The sequence below is a fragment of the Hathewaya limosa genome (assembly GCF_030815255.1).
In the GTDB taxonomy this organism is placed as follows: Bacteria; Bacillota; Clostridia; order Clostridiales; family Clostridiaceae; genus Hathewaya; species Hathewaya limosa.
The window spans coordinates 39,024-56,910 of record NZ_JAUSWN010000011.1 but is presented as its reverse complement, the minus strand read 5'-3'; the positions used below and the strand labels follow the sequence as shown (position 1 = coordinate 56,910).

The 17,887-nt window shown below is 27.2% G+C and carries 19 protein-coding genes and 1 pseudogene; 14 read left to right on the top strand and 6 right to left on the bottom strand.

The window, feature by feature from the left end; translation table 11 throughout:
• The first annotated feature begins 54 nt into the window (after positions 1–54).
• Complete coding sequence (locus QOZ93_RS07520; protein WP_307355720.1) at positions 55–1,035, top strand: DUF4300 family protein; 981 nt, start codon at positions 55–57, stop codon at positions 1,033–1,035.
• 69 nt (positions 1,036–1,104) lie between these two features.
• On the opposite strand, the gene QOZ93_RS07515 is transcribed toward QOZ93_RS07520, so the two are convergent.
• Complete coding sequence (locus QOZ93_RS07515) at positions 1,105–1,461, bottom strand: MFS transporter (protein WP_307355719.1); 357 nt, start codon at positions 1,459–1,461, stop codon at positions 1,105–1,107.
• A gap of 542 nt (positions 1,462–2,003) precedes the next feature.
• On the opposite strand from QOZ93_RS07515, the gene QOZ93_RS07510 reads away from it, so the two are divergent.
• The 9 genes from QOZ93_RS07510 (at position 2,004) to scpB (ending at position 9,227) form a co-directional block, all read left to right on the top strand.
• On the top strand, positions 2,004–2,312 hold the full coding sequence (locus tag QOZ93_RS07510) for a hypothetical protein (RefSeq protein ID WP_307355718.1): 309 nt from the start codon (positions 2,004–2,006) through the stop codon (positions 2,310–2,312).
• Positions 2,313–2,347: 35 nt separating this feature from the next.
• Entirely contained in the window at positions 2,348–2,866 is a 519-nt protein-coding gene (locus QOZ93_RS07505; protein WP_111941894.1) for an NUDIX hydrolase, read from the top strand.
• Positions 2,867–2,944: 78 nt separating this feature from the next.
• A complete protein-coding gene (gene spoIIM, locus QOZ93_RS07500; protein ID WP_111941898.1) occupies positions 2,945–3,610 on the top strand; it encodes a stage II sporulation protein M in 666 nt (221 codons plus the stop codon).
• Positions 3,607–3,840: a hypothetical protein gene (locus tag QOZ93_RS07495; RefSeq protein ID WP_307355717.1), complete on the top strand. Its 234-nt coding sequence runs from the start codon at positions 3,607–3,609 to the stop codon at positions 3,838–3,840. Before spoIIM ends, QOZ93_RS07495 begins: the two co-directional genes overlap by 4 nt.
• A 20-nt stretch (positions 3,841–3,860) precedes the next feature.
• Positions 3,861–5,036 (top strand): phosphopentomutase, encoded by a 1,176-nt coding sequence (locus tag QOZ93_RS07490; protein ID WP_111941902.1) that lies wholly within the window; start codon positions 3,861–3,863, stop codon positions 5,034–5,036.
• 75 nt (positions 5,037–5,111) lie between these two features.
• On the top strand, positions 5,112–6,416 hold the full coding sequence (locus tag QOZ93_RS07485) for a pyrimidine-nucleoside phosphorylase (RefSeq protein ID WP_307355716.1): 1,305 nt from the start codon (positions 5,112–5,114) through the stop codon (positions 6,414–6,416).
• A gap of 141 nt (positions 6,417–6,557) precedes the next feature.
• Positions 6,558–7,751, top strand: coding sequence for a D-alanyl-D-alanine carboxypeptidase family protein (locus tag QOZ93_RS07480; protein ID WP_307355715.1), 1,194 nt, complete (start codon positions 6,558–6,560; stop codon positions 7,749–7,751).
• 162 nt (positions 7,752–7,913) lie between these two features.
• Entirely contained in the window at positions 7,914–8,654 is a 741-nt protein-coding gene (locus tag QOZ93_RS07475; RefSeq protein WP_111941908.1) for a segregation/condensation protein A, read from the top strand.
• A gap of 3 nt (positions 8,655–8,657) precedes the next feature.
• On the top strand, positions 8,658–9,227 hold the full coding sequence (scpB, locus tag QOZ93_RS07470) for an SMC-Scp complex subunit ScpB (protein WP_111941910.1): 570 nt from the start codon (positions 8,658–8,660) through the stop codon (positions 9,225–9,227).
• A gap of 61 nt (positions 9,228–9,288) precedes the next feature.
• Here scpB and ytfJ read toward each other — a convergent pair whose 3' ends face one another.
• Positions 9,289–9,777: a GerW family sporulation protein gene (ytfJ, locus tag QOZ93_RS07465; protein WP_307355714.1), complete on the bottom strand. Its 489-nt coding sequence runs from the start codon at positions 9,775–9,777 to the stop codon at positions 9,289–9,291.
• The gene (locus tag QOZ93_RS07460) at positions 9,777–10,319 is read right to left on the bottom strand and encodes a DUF2953 domain-containing protein (protein ID WP_307355713.1); all 543 of its coding nucleotides are present in this window, start codon (positions 10,317–10,319) and stop codon (positions 9,777–9,779) included. Before QOZ93_RS07460 ends, ytfJ begins: the two co-directional genes overlap by 1 nt.
• A gap of 87 nt (positions 10,320–10,406) precedes the next feature.
• Here QOZ93_RS07460 and QOZ93_RS07455 point away from each other — a divergent pair, with 87 nt between their 5' ends.
• The 3 genes from QOZ93_RS07455 (at position 10,407) to QOZ93_RS07445 (ending at position 13,801) form a co-directional block, all read left to right on the top strand.
• Complete coding sequence (locus tag QOZ93_RS07455) at positions 10,407–11,528, top strand: D-alanyl-D-alanine carboxypeptidase family protein (protein WP_307355712.1); 1,122 nt, start codon at positions 10,407–10,409, stop codon at positions 11,526–11,528.
• Between the two features lie 131 nt (positions 11,529–11,659).
• Entirely contained in the window at positions 11,660–12,343 is a 684-nt protein-coding gene (locus tag QOZ93_RS07450) for a hypothetical protein (RefSeq protein ID WP_307355711.1), read from the top strand.
• Positions 12,344–12,556: 213 nt separating this feature from the next.
• Positions 12,557–13,801, top strand: a complete 1,245-nt coding sequence (locus QOZ93_RS07445) for a hypothetical protein (protein ID WP_307355710.1) — start codon at positions 12,557–12,559, stop codon at positions 13,799–13,801.
• Positions 13,802–13,950: 149 nt separating this feature from the next.
• On the opposite strand, the gene QOZ93_RS07440 is transcribed toward QOZ93_RS07445, so the two are convergent.
• Complete coding sequence (locus QOZ93_RS07440; RefSeq protein WP_307355709.1) at positions 13,951–14,109, bottom strand: hypothetical protein; 159 nt, start codon at positions 14,107–14,109, stop codon at positions 13,951–13,953.
• Between the two features lie 168 nt (positions 14,110–14,277).
• On the opposite strand from QOZ93_RS07440, the gene QOZ93_RS07435 reads away from it, so the two are divergent.
• Positions 14,278–14,967, top strand: a complete 690-nt coding sequence (locus tag QOZ93_RS07435) for a DUF4878 domain-containing protein (RefSeq protein ID WP_307355708.1) — start codon at positions 14,278–14,280, stop codon at positions 14,965–14,967.
• A gap of 122 nt (positions 14,968–15,089) precedes the next feature.
• Here the strand turns inward: QOZ93_RS07435 and QOZ93_RS07430 are convergent.
• Both QOZ93_RS07430 and QOZ93_RS07425 read right to left on the bottom strand, forming a co-directional pair.
• Positions 15,090–16,121, bottom strand: a pseudogene (locus tag QOZ93_RS07430) (FAD-dependent oxidoreductase); the annotation flags it as partial.
• A gap of 54 nt (positions 16,122–16,175) precedes the next feature.
• A complete protein-coding gene (locus QOZ93_RS07425; protein ID WP_307355707.1) occupies positions 16,176–17,795 on the bottom strand; it encodes a recombinase family protein in 1,620 nt (539 codons plus the stop codon).
• Positions 17,796–17,887: the final 92 nt, after the last annotated feature.

Here is a 17,887-nt window from a genome sequence, read left to right as displayed (position 1 = left end):
GTATATTTATAGAGCAAATAAAAAATTTACTCAGAATATACCGGAGGGTCTCGTATGAAAAAGAAAGCTTTAACAATACTTTTAGCAAGTATGATGGTAGCATCTACAATAATATCTTTAACTGGATGTGCTAAAGTAAGTGTATCTAAAAATGAAAAGGCTAATGTACAGCAAAAGAAACAAGTAGAACCAAAGAAACAAGATAACATTAAAGAATCATTAGGAAATAAAAATAAAATTGCTAAACCAAGTTATACTTCATTAAATTATAGTAATTTGATAGATAAAAAGACTCAAAATGAAGCAAAACAAGTATTAGAGAAGAATAAAATCAATGTAAAATATATAAATAACTATTTTGAATTAATAAATGATTATAATAAATTATATAAAAATGATTTAGTTAATAAGTCCGGTTTCAGTACAACTAATAAGTCACAGGTATCATATGATATAGGAGCTTTCACAGATAAATGGACAAAGTCTCATAAATACATAGACATTAATTGTAGATTATCAGCTTTTAGTTTATTTAGAGATTTTGTGAAATCTGCTGATACAAAGTTTAATGGAGATATATCTAATTTAGGTATGGATCTTGCCATGATAGATGAAAATCCAATTGCTAAGAAGAGTAATTTTACTAAATCAAACGTTGAGACATTTAAGAAAATATTTTCAACTATTAAAGTTGAGAAATTTGGAAATGATGATCAAATGGTGAAATTAATAAGTGATACATGGAAAAAAAGAGGAATTAAATTTAGTGAAAATAAAGATGTAACTTTAATTAATGGATTTATTAAAGATCAGGATCTTAAGGATACATATGTTGGACATGCTGGTATTTCAGTTAAAAATGGAGATGAAATATTATTTATAGAAAAGTATAGCCCCGCTATGCCATTCCAAGTAACTAAATTTAAAAATAAAAAGGATTTAAGAAGTTATATGTTTGATAGATTAATAACTACAGAAGGTAATATGCCTCTTCCAGCTCCAATTATAATGGAAAATGATAAATTAATGAAATAAATAATATAATGATAAAAATACCGTATTATTCAAAATTGAATATACGGTATTTTTTCTTCTAGAACATAATTAAAGAGTTTTTAAATGCTTATTAGATGACAAAACTAAAGTTAAAATTATATTTATATTATGATTTAACATATATAGATATAATAAGAGCATTATAATTCCACATAATATATCAGTAATAACTATTATCTTTTTTCGATCTAATCTATCTACTAATATACCGGCAATTGGACCTAGTATGATTCGAGGAATTATAGAAAGAACTAATGTAATTGCAAATGTTAGAGCTGTACCTGTTATCTTCAAAATATATAATGCTAATATAAAATTATATATTTGAGTTCCAAAGGAAGATATAGCTCGTCCTAATATATAACAATTAATATTATTAATGAATTTATTATTGTATTTAGTCATAATATCACCTTGAAAAATCTAATTTTTAAAATTAACATATTTTTTTATTTATATAAACTACATAGATAGTTACCATTAATATTTATATTGATATAGTTGATTTTCATAATCCATATAAATATTGGTTTAGAAAATGTTTTATTTCTTTTATTAGAGCGTAAATGCTTAAAAGTAAAGAAAATATTATATAATATTCCTATATAATGACAAATATTGTTTTAAATTTTACTTTATCTTTATCTTAAAGTCAATATTAAAATATAACCTATTTTAACTAATAAAAAATTTCATAGCTATAAATTGAATTGATATATAATAAATTGTAAGATTGAGTGAAAGATTAATTAAAATAAAAAATAATTCAGATGAAATTGTTAATAAAAAAATGTTTTGTATTAGAGAATGTACTTTTTATAGTATAGTGTAAAAAAATACCGAATATAATTAATTTAATGAAAATCTTTTACTTTATGATGATTAATGATATAATTTATTTTACAGAAAATGAAAGATTCTGAAATCTTAAAGAGGTGTAATAGAAAATGTTTTTAAAGAAAAAAGTTGAAAATGAAGCTGATGGTGAATTAGTAAAAACAAAAGACAATGGTAAAGAAATAACTCTTAAAACAGGAGATATAGAATATATTACATCTATTGAATCAGAAAAAGATGTAGAGAAGCTTTGGTTTATTAAATGTAATGATGAATTTTTTAAAGAAATAGATAATAATAAAATAATATTTACTAAAAATAAAGAAGAGGCTTTAGAACTTAAAAATCATGAAATTGATTATATGATTAAATATGTTAGTTTAACAGCAGGAAAAGAATGTTCTAAGGAATTAATATAATTATTAAATGAACATAATAAATTGGAGATGATAATATGGAACTTTATGAAAATACCATAGAAAAAAAAGAAATCTTTAATGGAAGAATAATAGATGTTTCCATTCACACTGTAGAGTTACCTAATGGTAAAACCTCTACAAGAGAAATTGTAACTCATCCAGGTGCAGTAGCAATACTTGCTTTTAATGATGAAAATAAAGTTTTAATGGTAAAGCAATTTAGAAAACCATTTGATGAGGTACTTTTGGAAATTCCAGCTGGAAAATTAGAGGTAAATGAAGATATTAAAGAATGTGCTCAAAGAGAGTTAGAAGAGGAAACTGGATTTATAGGAGGAAATATAGAATATTTAGGTAAGATTTATAGTTCTCCTGGTTTTTGTAATGAAGTACTCCATATTTTTAAGGCAACTAATTTAATTAAAGGAAATATTGGTGGAGATGAAGATGAATTTATAGAAAATGAAGCTTATTCTCTAGAGGAAATAAAAGAAATGATTAAAAAAGGTACTATAAAGGATGGTAAAACTGTAGCATCTTTAATGTATTTGTAAACTAATTTTTTAGAATATAATTTCCCCCTTCATCATAAATATTAAAATAGAATTAAGATTTAGGGGGGAATTAAATAAATGGTTGGAATAAATAGAGATGTGAAAGTGAATTCTAATGACCTACTATTTCATGTACAAAAGAATTTTGTATTATATATTTTATGCTTTATTTGTGTATGCGTAGGAGTAATTATAGGAATTTACAATGTTAAGTATATGTCTGCTGCAGATAAAGGCACCATGATACAATGGATAGAGGGTTCAATAAACCTATATAATTCATCAAATATATCTAAAGTAGCAGTGTTTTTTACTAGTATGAAGAATTATCTTCCTATTATTTTGTTAATTTGGTTTTTGGGATTAACAATTATAGGAATACCTTTAGTGTTAATTCTAGATGTTTTAAAAGGATATGCATTAGGATTTACTTTTTCTTTTATAATAAATAGTTTTGGAACTAAAGGTTTATGGGTAGGAATGGGAGCTGTATTATTGCAAAACCTTATATTTTTACCATGTATAATAATAATTTCTGTATACTCTATGGAGTTCTCTATAAATATTATAAGAAATAAATCACAAGAAGGTGTATTTTATAGTATTTTTTCTTCTATGTTATCCTATTCTTTAAAATTTTTTGTGGTTTTCTTGTTTATGTGTATAGGATTTTTTATAGAAGCATTTATTTGTCCTTACATATTAAATCTTTTAAACAGTGCAGTGAGGGTTATTGGCATATGATAGATAAAAGAGATTTGAAATTATTTATTATCAGATTTATCGAATCTTTTGCAATTTTATACATTTTTGGAGTTTTAATTCCTAACTTTCTGAATTTTTATTGGGCAAAGTTTGCAAGAATTAAAAATTTAGCAGGAAATACGGTTTTAGTGTATAATAATATTAGTATAAAAGAAAAGTTTATCAATAATTTTTATATTATTTTTCATATGTTTTTTATAAATATTTAATTTGGGAAGGGAGTAAACAAATGAAAAGAAAGGTTATTCTAATTGTTTTAGATAGTGTTGGTATAGGTGAATTACCTGATGCTAACTTATATGGAGATAAGGGAAGCAATACTGTAGGCAATATATCAAAGTTTGTTAATGGTCTTTCACTACCTAATATGGAACGTTTAGGGTTTGGAAATATAGATCATATGCAAGGCATAAAAGCTTTTGCAAATCCTGTAGGTAATTTTGGAAGATGTATGGAAGCATCTAAGGGAAAAGATACGGTAACAGGACATTGGGAAATTGCTGGAGTTGTTTTAGAATCACCATTAAAAACTTATCCAGATGGGTTCTCAGAAGATATTATAAAGGAATTTGAAGAAAAAATAGGAGCTAAAGTTTTAGGAAATAAAGTAGCTTCAGGTACTGAAATAATAAAAGAATTAGGGGAAGAACATGTTAAAACAGGTAACCCTATAGTTTATACATCAGCAGATAGTGTATTCCAAATAGCAGGACATGAAGAAGCACTAGGTCTTGATAGACTGTATGAAATGTGTGAAATTGCTAGAAAGATGCTAGTTGGAGATAGAATGGTAGGAAGAGTTATAGCAAGACCATTTGTAGGAAAAAATGCTGAAGATTTTGTAAGAACAGCAAATAGACATGACTATGCATTAGATCCATTTTCAAAAACTATGCTTGATTATGTAAAAGAAGATAACAAAAGTGTTATGGCAGTAGGTAAAATAGAAGATATCTACAACAAAAAGGGTGTAACAGATGCTGTTCATACTAAGAGCAACATGGATGGTGTAGATAGAACTTTAGAATACATGAGAACAGATAAAGAAGGATTAATCTTTACAAACCTAGTTGATTTTGATATGAAATTTGGACATAGAAATAATCCGGAAGGATATGCAAATTCTTTAGTGGAATTTGATAATCGTCTTCCAGAAATTATTGATACTATGAATGATGAGGATGTTCTTATTATTACTGCAGATCATGGATGTGATCCAACAACAGAAAGTACAGATCACTCAAGAGAATATACTCCATTATTAGTTTATGGAAAAAACCTTAAATCAAATGTTAATCTAGGAACAAGAACAAGTTTTACTGATATAGGAAAAACTGTTTTAGAACTTTTAGATGTGAAAAATGAATTAGCTGGTAATAGTTTCACAAAAGAAATTTTAAAATAGTATTTTAAAACCTTTTGAACAAACTTAAGATAAAACCGAAGATAAGACTTAAAATAAATTTTGAGGTGAAAAAATATGAGAATGTATGACATAATCGTAAAAAAGAGAAATGGAATGGAATTAAGTACTGAAGAAATTAATTTCTTTGTTGAAAATTATACAAATGGGACAATTCCAGATTATCAAGCTTCAGCATTGTTAATGGCTATTTTCATAAATAAAATGACAAAAAGAGAAACAGCTGATTTAACTATGGCTATGGCACAATCAGGAGATATGCTTGATTTATCTAGAATAGAAGGTATTAAAGTAGATAAGCATAGTACTGGTGGTGTTGGTGATACAACAACTCTAATTTTAGCACCAATGGTCGCTGCATTAGGAATTCCAGTTGCAAAGATGTCTGGAAGAGGACTTGGTCATACAGGTGGTACTATAGATAAACTTGAAAGTATTGAAGGATTTAATATAGCTATTGAAGAAGAAAAGTTTATCGAAAATGTAAATAGAATTAAAATTGCATTAGCAGGACAAACAGGAGATTTAGCACCTGCTGATAAAAAAATATATGCATTAAGAGATGTTACAGGTACTGTTGATAATATGTCATTAATAGCATCTAGTATTATGGGTAAAAAAATTGCATCAGGAGCAGATGCTATTGTACTTGATGTAAAGGTTGGAGAAGGAGCGTTTATGAAAACTCCTGAAGATGCTAGAAAGTTAGCAGAAGAAATGGTTTCTATAGGGAAGAGTGTAGATAGAAAAACTGTTGCTGTAATTTCTGACATGGATCAACCACTAGGATTAGCAGTAGGTAATGCATTAGAAGTTAAAGAGGCTATTGATACTTTAAAAGGAAAAGGACCTGAAGATTTATTTGAATTATGTCTTGCATTAGGAAGCTACATGGTTGTTTTAGGTGGAGGAGCTAAGGATGAACAAGAAGCACGTGAAAAACTTCTTGCTGTTATAGAAAACGGAAAAGCTTTAGAGAAATTTAAAGAATTTATTGTAGCACAAGGTGGAAAAGGAGAAATCGTAGATAATCCAGAACTTCTTCCAAAGGCTAAATATGTATATGAAGTAAAAAGCAATAAAGATGGTTATGTAACAAAGATTCATAGTGAACAAATAGGAGTTGCAGCTATGAACTTAGGAGCAGGAAGACTTACTAAAGAAAGTGAAATAGACTTAAGTGTAGGTATAGTCCTAAACAAAAAAAGAGGAGACCAAGTTAAGTCTGGAGAAGTTATTGCATACGTTCATTCTAATGATGAATCTAAAATTAAAAATGCAGAGGAAGAAATCTATAAGGCTTATGTAATAGAAGATGAGTATAATGAAAATATTCCTCTAGTATATGAAGTAATAAAATAGTTTAATATATTAAAAGGTATAGTCAAGAAGGCTATACCTTTTTTGCTAAAAACTTCTTATAGAGAATATTAGGGTATTTGTGATAATATTAAGGACTTTTGGTAAAAATAAAAACGTAAATTAAAGTTGGGAGGATTGCATATGAAAAAGAGAAGTTTATTAGTAATTATGCTATCAATATTTTTTACCTTTTCTATTTTTACTAAATCAATATTAGCACTAAATGCTGAAAAAATTAAAAAGGAACCTGTAAAAGAAAATAAAGGACTTGACGTAGAAGCAAGATCTGCATTACTTATTGAGCCTAGCACTGGAAAAATTCTATTTGAAAAAAATAAAGATGAACAGTATGCTCCCGCTTCAGTTACAAAAGTAATGACTATGCTTTTAACTATGGAAGCTGTGGATAGTGGCAAAATTAAATTAAAGGATAAAGTTACTGTCAGCGAAAATGCAAAAAAAATGGGTGGAAGCACAATGCTATTGGATACTGGAGAGGTTAGAACCGTAGAGGAATTACTTAAGGGCGTTGGTATAGCATCAGGTAATGATGCAGCAGTTGCCTTAGGTGAATATCTAGCAGGTAGTGAAGATGCTTTTGTACAAAAAATGAACAAAAGAGCTAATGAATTAGGTATGAAAAATACTACTTTTAAAAATTGTACTGGACTACCAATAGAAGGTCATAAGTCTACTGCAAATGACATATCTAAAATGTCTATGGAACTTTTAAAGCATCCACAAATTTTAAAATACACAGGTACTTATATGGAAACTATTTCAGAAGGCAGAAAATCACCAATTGAACTTGTAAATCATAATAAATTGGTAAGATTTTTTAAGGGTTGTGATGGTTTAAAAACTGGTTTTACTAATGAAGCTAAATACTGTATATCAGCTACAGCAACTAAAAACCATGTAAGAATGTTATGTGTAATTATGGGTGCACCTACATATAAAATAAGAAATAGAGATGCATCAGCTTTAATGAATTACGGATTTTCTAAATTTGAATATAAAAACGTAATTAAAAAAGATAGCGAAATAGAAAAAGTAGTGTTTAATAAAAAAGGTGACAAATATTTAATAGCTAAAGCTAAGGATGAATTTTCAATTGCATTAGAAAGAGGAAAAGACAATAAAATAGAAAAGAAAACAATTCTAAACAAGAAAAAACAATATAAAAAAGGTGAAGAAATCGGACGTTGTGATATCCTTTTAAATGGCAAAGTCTGTGGAAGTGTTAAAGTATATTCCGATAGAGATATAAGAGTAGGTAATTTCTTAAATGAATTAAAAGATAACCTAATCAAAATGTTTGATAATGCAGTATAAGGGTATCCGAAAAATAGGTTGTTCTAATTGAAAAGAACAGCCTATTTTTATGTTTAAAAAAGCTAAGTTGATATATGCAAAATCTTTAGACTATATTAAAATTAAGAAAAAATATGGTATAATAAATCTTAGTCTTTATATTAAATTTTTGGAGAGATGTGCATGTCTATTAGCATAAAAATAGAGAATTTTGAAGGTCCATTTGATTTATTATTACATCTTATAAAAAAAAATGAAATGGAAATTTACGATATAAAAATTTCAGAAATAACTAATCAATATATAGAGTATTTAAATACTATGCAAGAAATGGATTTGGAAGTTACTTCTGAATTTATTGTACTAGCCTCTACACTATTAGAGATAAAATCTAAGGAATTATTACCAAACACTTCTATAAAAGAAAAAGATGATGAAGAACAAGAAGTTTCTAAGGAAGAATTAATAGAAAAGCTGGTTCAGTATAGAAGATTTAAAGAAGCTGCTACTTTCTTAAGAAGGAGAGAAATCGAAGAAGGGGTTATGTATAGTAAGAGACCAGAGATTATAGAGGATAAAAAGAAACCTTTAGATTTAAATGAACTTTTAAAGAATACTTCTTTACTTGATTTATATAACTTATTTAATAAGGTTTTAACTAATTACTATAATAAACAGAACACTAATGGAAAGATACCAAAACAAATTAGTATAGATAAGTTTAAAATAGAAGATAAAATGGATAGTTTAACTAAATATTTTAAATATAAACCAAAGAGTACATTTTCAGAGGTTATATTCAACTGTGAAAGTAAAATTGAAGTTATTGTAACTTTCCTAGCTATGTTAGAACTGATTAAATTAAAAAAGGTTAAGATTGTACAAGAAGAGAATTTTAATGAAATATATATGGAGGGAGTTTAAACCTTGAGTATACATAAGGAACAATTAGAATTTGAGGAAGTTAGTAATAAGAAAAGATATTTTTCAATAATTGAGTCTTTATTGTTTGTTAGTGGAGATCCTTTAAGTATAAATTCAATTGCATATGCCTTAGAATGTAGTAAAGAATTTGCAATTGAATTAATGGACCTATTTATAACTCAATATAATGATGAAGAAAGAGGAATCAAAGTTATAAAGTTAGAGGATACCTATCAATTTGTAACTAAAATTGAGAATAGTGATTATGTACAAAGGTTATTAAAAACTAATTCAAGACAATCATTATCACAAGCTGCTTTAGAGGTTTTGGCTATTATTGCATATAAACAACCAATAACTAGAGTTGAAATAGAAGAAATAAGAGGGGTAAAAAGTGATAGGGCTATATATACCCTAGTAGAAAAACGACTTATAAAGGAAAATGGTAGAAAAGATATACCTGGTAGACCTATTCTTTATAGTACTACTAGAGAATTCTTAAAGTATTTCCAATTAGAAGATTTAAAGGAACTTCCTAATCTAAAAGATTTTACTTTTGAACTAAGTGAATAGAGAAAAAACAAACCCAATATAGTTCCTAAAAGGGATAATATATTGGGTTTTTAACATTAAGTTATTCTTCACCTTCATAGTCATAACAAGAGTTATTTTCGTGTTTACATGTCTCTTTATCTTTTCTGTCCTTATTTTTTTTGTCTTTATCTTTAGAGTTTTTATCACATTTAGGACACATATTTTTTATTATGTCTAAAATTTGAGGAACAGAGTCAATTATTCTATCAGCTGTATTTTCAGAGTTTAAAGGTAACATTCTAAAAGTTTCACCTTTTAAAATTAAAAAAGCTACTGGTTTTACAGATACTCCAGCACCAGATCCTCCTCCAAATGGATAAGAAGAATCATCGGTGTGATTTTGAGAATTATTTGAGAATTCGGAGCCTCCAGAGGCGAAACCTAAGGAAACCTTTGATATAGGAATAATTGTGCTTCCATCATCAGTATTAAATGGGGTACCTACGATAGTATCTACATCTACTAATTCTTTTAAACTTTGCATAGTGTTTTTTAGTAGATTATCTATAGGATGAGAGTTATTATTCATTATTTTTCCTCCTCTTTTGTTTTTTTCTTTATAATTGTGAATTTAATAAGTATATATATTATTTTTACTAAATTTAAATAAATTATACTTTCTATTACAAGATTTAGTTTTTTTTCATTAAAATAAGGTTTTACGTTTATATCACATTCTTTAAATTTAAAATACTGAGTTAAATAATTTAATAAAGTATCTATACCTACCCAAAATAATCCATAAGATATTCCAGTTTCACATGCATCGCCAAAACCATAGTCTATATTTGCTTTTAGTTTAGCTTTAAGTTTCTTTTTAAATATATAATTAAATTCTTTGGAACCGTTCCTAAATATTCTCTTTAATAATTTTTTAAAAGAAAAGTCGTTTAATTCTTTGGATTTTTCTTTGTTTTTATCATGTTTTTTTTTATTAAGCTGAAAGTTAAATAAATATATGTAGAAGTTGAAATTTTTTTCTATAAACTTTACATATATTTTTAAAGGTATTGGGAAAAATAAAAGCACAATAAATATTAAAGTTATTCCTAAAACAATTGTATACCTCATGCTTTCCTCCATAATTATCTTAACTTTTAAATATTATACCCATAATTGTGAAATTTATAATTAAAAATGGAAAGGATGAATAATTATATGAAAAAATCGCATTTACAAAAGAGCTTAATTATGTTTTTTACTTTAATATGTATTTTTTCTTATAACGTAAAAGATGTTTTAGCTTTAAATAAAGCACCTTACATAAATGCTAGGAGTGCTATTGCAATAGATAGGGATACTGGTGTTGTGTTATATGAAAGAAATGCTTATGAAGTTATACCAATGGCTAGTACAACTAAAATAATGACTTCCATAGTAGCCTTAAAACATGGAAGCTTAGATGAAAAGTTTACTATATCTAAGAGAGCGGCTACTGTGAGAGGATCTAGAGTAAAATATAGAAGTGGAGAAGAAATTACTCTTAGAGAATTATTATATGGTTTAATGTTTAAGTCAGGAAATGATGCAGCCATAGCAATTGCAGAGGGTATTGGCGGTTCTGTTGAAGAATTTGCAAAGTTAATGAACGAAGAGGCAGCAAGAATAGGAGTAACTAATTCTCATTTTGAAACCCCTCATGGATTGGATAAGGAGCATCATTATACAAATGCATATGATTTAGCTTTAATTACAGCAGAGGCTAAGAAAAGTAAAGTATTTAGTGAAATTTGCAGTAGTAAGGAAATAAAAAAAGAAAAACATAAATTTACAAGAGATTATAATAACATTAATAAATTATTATACAGCATTCCTAGTTGTACAGGAGTAAAAACCGGATACACAGGGTTGGCTGGAAAATGTTTGGTGTCCTCATTTAAAATTGGAGAAAGAGAAATTATAGTAGTTACCTTAAATTGTCCTCAAAGATGGGGAGAAAGTAAAAAATTATACGAATATGTGAAAGATACTTATGACTATGAAGCTTTAAAGAAGAAAAATGATGTAGTAGGCGATATGTGGGATATAAGAGGAAATAAGATTCCATTAACTTTAAAGGAAGATGTTTTAGTGCCTATTAAAAAAGGAGAACAATATAAAGAGGTTATAGATATAAAGAAAAATAATTTTAAAGATTGTAATGTTAAAAAGGGTTCGATGATAGGATATTATAAGATTTTAAGCCATGACAAGGTAATATACAAAAAACCTATATATAATTCAAAGGATATTTTAAATAAAGAAGGTACAATGCATAAATTAAAGAAAATGTTTAAATAAACTATTGGCAATATTTAAGTTAAGGATATATTCGTATATTTTATTATAATGGGGTAAAAATATATAGTACAGTTAGAGAAATGTGGAATGAGTCACAATGTAAGGTTTGATAAAACAAAGGAGGAAGAATTATGAATAAAAGAATCATAGCTTTAGTTTTAGGTTCAGCTGTATTACTTGGAGGATGTACTACAACTACTAAAGAAACTAATCCAAATACAGAAAAGGCACCAAAAACAACAGAACAAACTAAAAAGGAAGAGACCAAGAAGGAAGAAGTGAAGAAAGAAGAAACTAAAAAACAAACAAATGAAAGTGATGTAAAATCAAAGGAAGCTATAGAATCAACTAAAAAAGGACTAAAAAAATATTTTGACTTTGATTTAAAAGAACAAAATTATGACATAACATATAATAAAGCTGAAGAAGTAATTGAAAAAGCAACTGATAAATCTTTATTTAAAGGAGCAGCTGTTCATATAAAACCTAAGGCTCAAGTAAAAGAAGGAGAAATAAAAGCTATAACTTCAAGAGTATCTACTGAAAACAATGAACTTACTATGTTAGAAATTGAAAGAAGTAGTGATATGAAGGATGGAAAAATTTCTCAAGAAGAGGCTAAAAAAGCTACAGAAAATTTTATAAAAGAAAAAGAATTAGTTAAAAAAGATGAAAAAATTACATTTAAAAATGCTAGTGAAATAAATTTAAAAAATAGAATGGATGTTACATTTACTTATGGTAAGGATAATGAAGTAGTTGTTGGTGTAGATAGACTTACAAAGAAAGTAAGTTATTTTGAATTCAAAAAATAGGTTTTTAAACAAGAGATAAGGGAGTTTAGCAAATGTTAAGCTCCTTTTATCTGTTTTAGAATTTTTAAATAGATATAAAACTGGTAAAAATCGAAGAGATATAGTTGAAAAATGGTAATATTACATATTAAGATAATTGAATAAAAAATAGGGTTTGAGAAATATTAAATAATAATTGATAAACATATAAAAAAATATAAAGGAGTAATTTTTATGAATTTAAATCCATTTGAAGAAAAACCTTCAAGTATAGAATCTACTCTTGAAGATTGGAAACAACTATATCCAAAGCAATATAATAAAAATGAGGTAGATCCATATACTAAAACACGTATAATTTTAATGAATGGAACTGAGTTTGAGGCAACTTGGTTTTCACATCAATTTTCACGTCACTGTGATAATAATGATATAAGACGTGAATTAGCTCTTATGAGAAGAGTAGAGCAACAACAACAAAAGAAAATTAGTAATTTAAGACCACTTGATGAAACTATATTAGAAACAACAATAAGTTATGAACAACTTGCTGTTGATCTAACTTGCGCTCTTGCAAAAAGTGAAACTGATATGGATGTAAAAAATGCCTTAGATTTTGCTTTACTTGAAGATTTTGATCATTTGTATAGATATGCAGATTTGCTTGAAATGGAGCAAGGTGTTAAGGCAGAAAATCTTGTAGGTCATTATACTGAAATTATGCCTGGACGCCCTACAATATCACATCATCGTCATCCATACGATTCAATTAAAAGATCTACAAAGTCTAAAGAAGCTGACTTATTAACAAATCTTAATATTGGGATTATAACAGCGGCAGAACAACAAACAATGAATTATTATATGAATGTTAGTTCTCTATATAAAAATGATATTGGAAGAAAACTTTATTTAGAAATTGGAATGGTTGAAGAACAACATGTTAGTCAATATGGAAGTTTAAAAGATACTAGATGTACTTGGCTTGAAGAATTACTTATGCATGAATACACAGAATGTTACTTATATTATTCATGTTATGAAGACGAAAAAGATGAAAATGTTAAGAAGATATGGGAACAATGCTTTGTTCAAGAGGTTGCTCATTTACATAAAGCAGCTGAACTTTTGAAAAAATATGAGGGTAAGGAATGGCAACAAGTTATACCAAATGGAACATTCCCTAAATTACTTAATCTAGGACCAAATAAGGAATATTTAAGAAAGGTCTTAAAAACAGCTAAATTAACTGCAGACAAAGAAGATTATACTGATGTTGCAAAGCTTTCAGATAATGCAGATTTCTTTAAGTATCAAAATATTGTAAATAAAAATGTTGATGATGTTGCAAGTCATGTAGTTATAGATAATTATATTAAACAAAAAGGTGAAGATTATAGATTTGAAGAATCACCAAATCCAATTGATGAACTTAGAGATAGAACTTGTGATAACACTACTGTTGGTAGGGTAAAATAATAGAAGTTAATTTATTAGGTATTAAAATATAAAAGATTTTTTGAGGTTTATTTTAAAATATATTTAAAACAAAGTATAATAAAATTTAATATACTTATATAATAAAAAAGAGCAAAGATTATATTTCCTTGCTCTTTTTTATTATATGTTTATCTATCATAGTCTGTATAAATTTTCTCTAATATATAAAATACGGGAAGAAAAAAACCTATTAATCCAAAACAAATAGAGTAAAAATCAGAGCCAAGCGAACGACCTAAAACAATTCCTAAGTAACCTAATATTACAGAAATAAGCATAAGACGCATAATAAAATCCCCCTAAGATTATATAGATTTAAAAAATGTTTAAGTATTAAAAGTTAATCTATTATAACATGATTGTTTTGAAAATTTCAAAAATAAAGATAAATACTGGAGAAATAGCTAAAATTTTGTTATAATGATACCAAATTAGCTAAATAAGAAGGGGATTATATGGCAAATAAACGTAGGAAACCATTTTATCAAAAGGTATGGTTTTGGATTTTAACAGTAATCTTATTAGTAGTAGCATTTGGGATAGGTATGATTGCTGGAGGTGGAGGAGATCAATTAAAAAATTTCTTTTATGAAGGAACTCAATTAAAAAGATTATTCTCTAAATCTGAATTTAAACCCGAAAAAGTAGTTAAGCAATATTTAGAAGCAATTAAAAAACAGGATATAGAAAAAGCATCAAAACTTATAACCGATGATTCTATTGAAAAGGAAATAAAACTTAAAGATACACCAGAGGATAAGTGTGTTAAAAATGTTTTTTCCAAAATAAAGTATTCTACAGGAAAAGTAATTAAAGAAAAAGATTCAGCTATAGTAAAAACTTCTATTACATCCGTGGATTTAACTAAGATAGCAACAAAGGTATTAGCAGATGCCCTTCCTAAAGTAATGGAACAAGCTTTTTCAGATAAGGGAATAGATGATGAGGCACAACAACAAGCTATATTTGATAATTTAAATAAATCTATAAATGAATCAGGTGCTCCTAAGGTTACAACTATAGTAGATATTAAGGTAATAAAAAGAAATGGAAAATGGCGTATAGAGCCTAATAAAGATTTGGCTAATGCATTGTCAGGTAATTTTTATTCTATAGCAGATGGATTAGCAAATATAGATAAGTAGTTTAAAAGATAAGATAAAGGTAAAAAGGACTATTTAAAATAACATAAACATGTTATTTAGATATAGTCCTTTATAATTTATAAGAGAAATAAAATTATTTGCATGTATAAAGTTAATAATTATTAAAGAAATTTTTCTTCAAATATATTAGTTAATTCTAGTTTTTCAATTCTATTTTTAATTTCTTCTTTATTAATGGTGTATAGACCTAGTTTTTTCATTCTATTAAAATAAAGGGATCCAGCAAAGGTATATCTACCCTTTCTATCTTTCTTTTGCAACATTCTATAGTTTGAATAAGAAATAATATCACCGACACAACAGTCTTTTGGAAGTATTAAAAGATGACGTTTAGCCAAGTATCTTGCTGCATTATGTCCAGCTAGAGAGCCTGTGCATATAGCTTCAGTATGACCTACAAATAGTCCGGATTTTTCTCCAGCACAGAAAAGATTATCAAGGCCAGTAACTTTTAAACTATTATTTCTAATTGCACAAGATAAATATCTAACAGAGTTTCCTTTACCTCCAGCATAAGGATCTACAAACTTAGCATTTTCTAATCCTTTTATTTTTCTAAGCTTTTCAAGCGGGTAGAAGCATGTCATTAATTTGGCATGTCCGGTATCCAGAAGAATTACATTTTCTGCAAATTCTTTTAGGGCGTATTGTTGACATACTTTCATTTTTAATTTATCAAGATTAACATCTTCACGAGGGACTTTTAATATGGAAACACCTGTTTTTTCTAATTCTTTTCTAATTTTAGGAGACAAACTTTCTTTGCAAAGTTTACAAGAACCACTAAATGCTCCGTAAACTTCAGGTGCTCTTTCACCCATAATTTCATTAAGACCTGCTTGTTTAGTTAAACTTACTCTAGGACCAAAGGCAGGACATCTTAAAACACACATAGAACATCCATTACCGTATTTTAAACAATTTCCCATAGGTCCTGTACTTCCAGTAGTTTCAATAAATGCATCACCTTTAACGAAAGTTCCATCTCCAAGATATATTCCAAGAATTTTTTTATCTTTTAATTCAATATCTACAACTCTACTTCTAGTGTGAATTTGAATACCTTTATCTTCTAAATATCTTCTAACAACAGGTTCAATATTATTTACATCATATAGCCATGCATGAGCATGCTTCTTTGAATTGCGACCATTCCTTTATAGAATTTAAGTTGCCTATATAAAAATCTATTTTTTTTTACATCCCCATAAATCAATTTTAATTTCTTCAGTATCACCATTCCAATAGATCTTATCTATCATCATTTCAAGTAAATATCTTTTTCTTTTTACTATAGTTTCATCATTTTCCTTAGTGTCAATTTCAGTAAAGAAATTATTAAATTCATTAAGTGCATCTATAATTAATTTTGTATTTTTTAATAGATCCTTATTACTTGAAGATTCATTTTCTAACTTTTCTTTATTATGTTGAAGTTCTTTAATTTCTAGGCCAAGAGAGTCTATTTTTTTCATAATGAATTCAGAAGTAATATCACTTTTAGATTTAGCTAATTGTTTTAATAGTGAATCCATTTCAACTGCTTTAGAATCTATGTCTTTTTCAATAGATTTAATAATGGAAGAATTATTCCTAAGTAGAATAGAGGTTTTACTTTTTTCCAACTCCTGAAGAATTTTATCTTTATTTAATGATTTTATATTTTCAATTATAACCTTTTCTATATAAGGACCATTTACGTTTTTATTATTACATCTAGTTTTACCAGAATGAGCTTTCATGGTGCAGGTATAATAATAATTACGAGCGCCATCCTTGCGAAGTCTACCATAGGTTATTCTCATAGGTGCTCCACATTTACCACATTTTAATATTCCAGATAATAAACAAACTTTAGAAGTTCCTTGTCTTGGGTTACTTTTTTTTGAGTTTTTATCCAGGGTTTTTTGAACTTTAAGCCAGGAGTCAGAATTTATAATTCCTTTATGTTTGCTTACAGCTGCTATCCATAAGGATGTATCTTTTACTTTATATTTAGAATTTTTCTTATTGTATATAAGAAGACCATTACCATTAGGAGTTCCACAGGTATTAATTTTCTTGGAATTTAAATATTCAAATACATTTTCATCGGATTTTACATATACAGTATTTCTTAATATAGTTTCTAAACTTTTAACTGAAAAATCACCACCATTTTTACCTTTAATATTACAAGATAAAAGATATTTTAAAGTGGATGCAATAGATCCAGTTTCCAGATATTTTGTATAAATCAATTCAATAATTTTAAGTTCTTCAGGAATAGGACTTAATGTGTACATAGAATGTTCTTTTAATTCATTATCTCTAGAGATAACTTTTTCACTATTAAATCCTAAAGGGCATTGACCACCAAGCCATCTTCCAGTCTTAGCAAGTTCAAGCATATTGTCACGTATACGTTCAGCAATAGTTTCACGTTCTAATTGGGCAAATACTGAAGCTATGTAAACCATTGCTTTACCCATAGGAGTACTTGTATCAAATTGTTCTTTAATACTTATAAAAGATATGTCATGATCCTGAAGTAATTCTAATGTGGATGAAAAGTCCGCAACATTTCTAGAGATTCTATCAAGTCTATAGCATATAAGAACATCAAAGGTTTTCTTTCTTGCGTCATTTAAAAGTTTTTGAAATTCAGGTCTATTCGTATTACCACCAGAATAACCTTCATCTTCATATATTAAAAATTTATCTATGTCCATATTTTTAGCATAATTTTTGCATAGAGAAATTTGGTTTTCTATACTTTCTCCTTTACCTGTAAAAACAGATTTTCTACTATAAATTGCAGCTATCATAAAAAGATCCTCCTAAGTTATTCATACAATAAGTATATGAAGATTGATTTAGTTTTATAAAATAAAGTTTCCAAATGATGAATTCTTCTGTT

Coding starts and splice junctions, on each gene's coding strand:
- QOZ93_RS07520 (WP_307355720.1), top strand. CDS start 55: ATGAAAAAGAAAGCTTTAACAATACTTTTAGCAAGTATGATGGTAGCA.
- QOZ93_RS07515 (WP_307355719.1), bottom strand. CDS start 1,461: ATGACTAAATACAATAATAAATTCATTAATAATATTAATTGTTATATA.
- QOZ93_RS07510 (WP_307355718.1), top strand. CDS start 2,004: ATGTTTTTAAAGAAAAAAGTTGAAAATGAAGCTGATGGTGAATTAGTA.
- QOZ93_RS07505 (WP_111941894.1), top strand. CDS start 2,348: ATGGAACTTTATGAAAATACCATAGAAAAAAAAGAAATCTTTAATGGA.
- spoIIM (WP_111941898.1), top strand. CDS start 2,945: ATGGTTGGAATAAATAGAGATGTGAAAGTGAATTCTAATGACCTACTA.
- QOZ93_RS07495 (WP_307355717.1), top strand. CDS start 3,607: ATGATAGATAAAAGAGATTTGAAATTATTTATTATCAGATTTATCGAA.
- QOZ93_RS07490 (WP_111941902.1), top strand. CDS start 3,861: ATGAAAAGAAAGGTTATTCTAATTGTTTTAGATAGTGTTGGTATAGGT.
- QOZ93_RS07485 (WP_307355716.1), top strand. CDS start 5,112: ATGAGAATGTATGACATAATCGTAAAAAAGAGAAATGGAATGGAATTA.
- QOZ93_RS07480 (WP_307355715.1), top strand. CDS start 6,558: ATGAAAAAGAGAAGTTTATTAGTAATTATGCTATCAATATTTTTTACC.
- QOZ93_RS07475 (WP_111941908.1), top strand. CDS start 7,914: ATGTCTATTAGCATAAAAATAGAGAATTTTGAAGGTCCATTTGATTTA.
- ytfJ (WP_307355714.1), bottom strand. CDS start 9,777: ATGAATAATAACTCTCATCCTATAGATAATCTACTAAAAAACACTATG.
- QOZ93_RS07460 (WP_307355713.1), bottom strand. CDS start 10,319: ATGAGGTATACAATTGTTTTAGGAATAACTTTAATATTTATTGTGCTT.
- QOZ93_RS07455 (WP_307355712.1), top strand. CDS start 10,407: ATGAAAAAATCGCATTTACAAAAGAGCTTAATTATGTTTTTTACTTTA.
- QOZ93_RS07450 (WP_307355711.1), top strand. CDS start 11,660: ATGAATAAAAGAATCATAGCTTTAGTTTTAGGTTCAGCTGTATTACTT.
- QOZ93_RS07445 (WP_307355710.1), top strand. CDS start 12,557: ATGAATTTAAATCCATTTGAAGAAAAACCTTCAAGTATAGAATCTACT.
- QOZ93_RS07440 (WP_307355709.1), bottom strand. CDS start 14,109: ATGCGTCTTATGCTTATTTCTGTAATATTAGGTTACTTAGGAATTGTT.
- QOZ93_RS07435 (WP_307355708.1), top strand. CDS start 14,278: ATGGCAAATAAACGTAGGAAACCATTTTATCAAAAGGTATGGTTTTGG.
- QOZ93_RS07425 (WP_307355707.1), bottom strand. CDS start 17,795: ATGATAGCTGCAATTTATAGTAGAAAATCTGTTTTTACAGGTAAAGGA.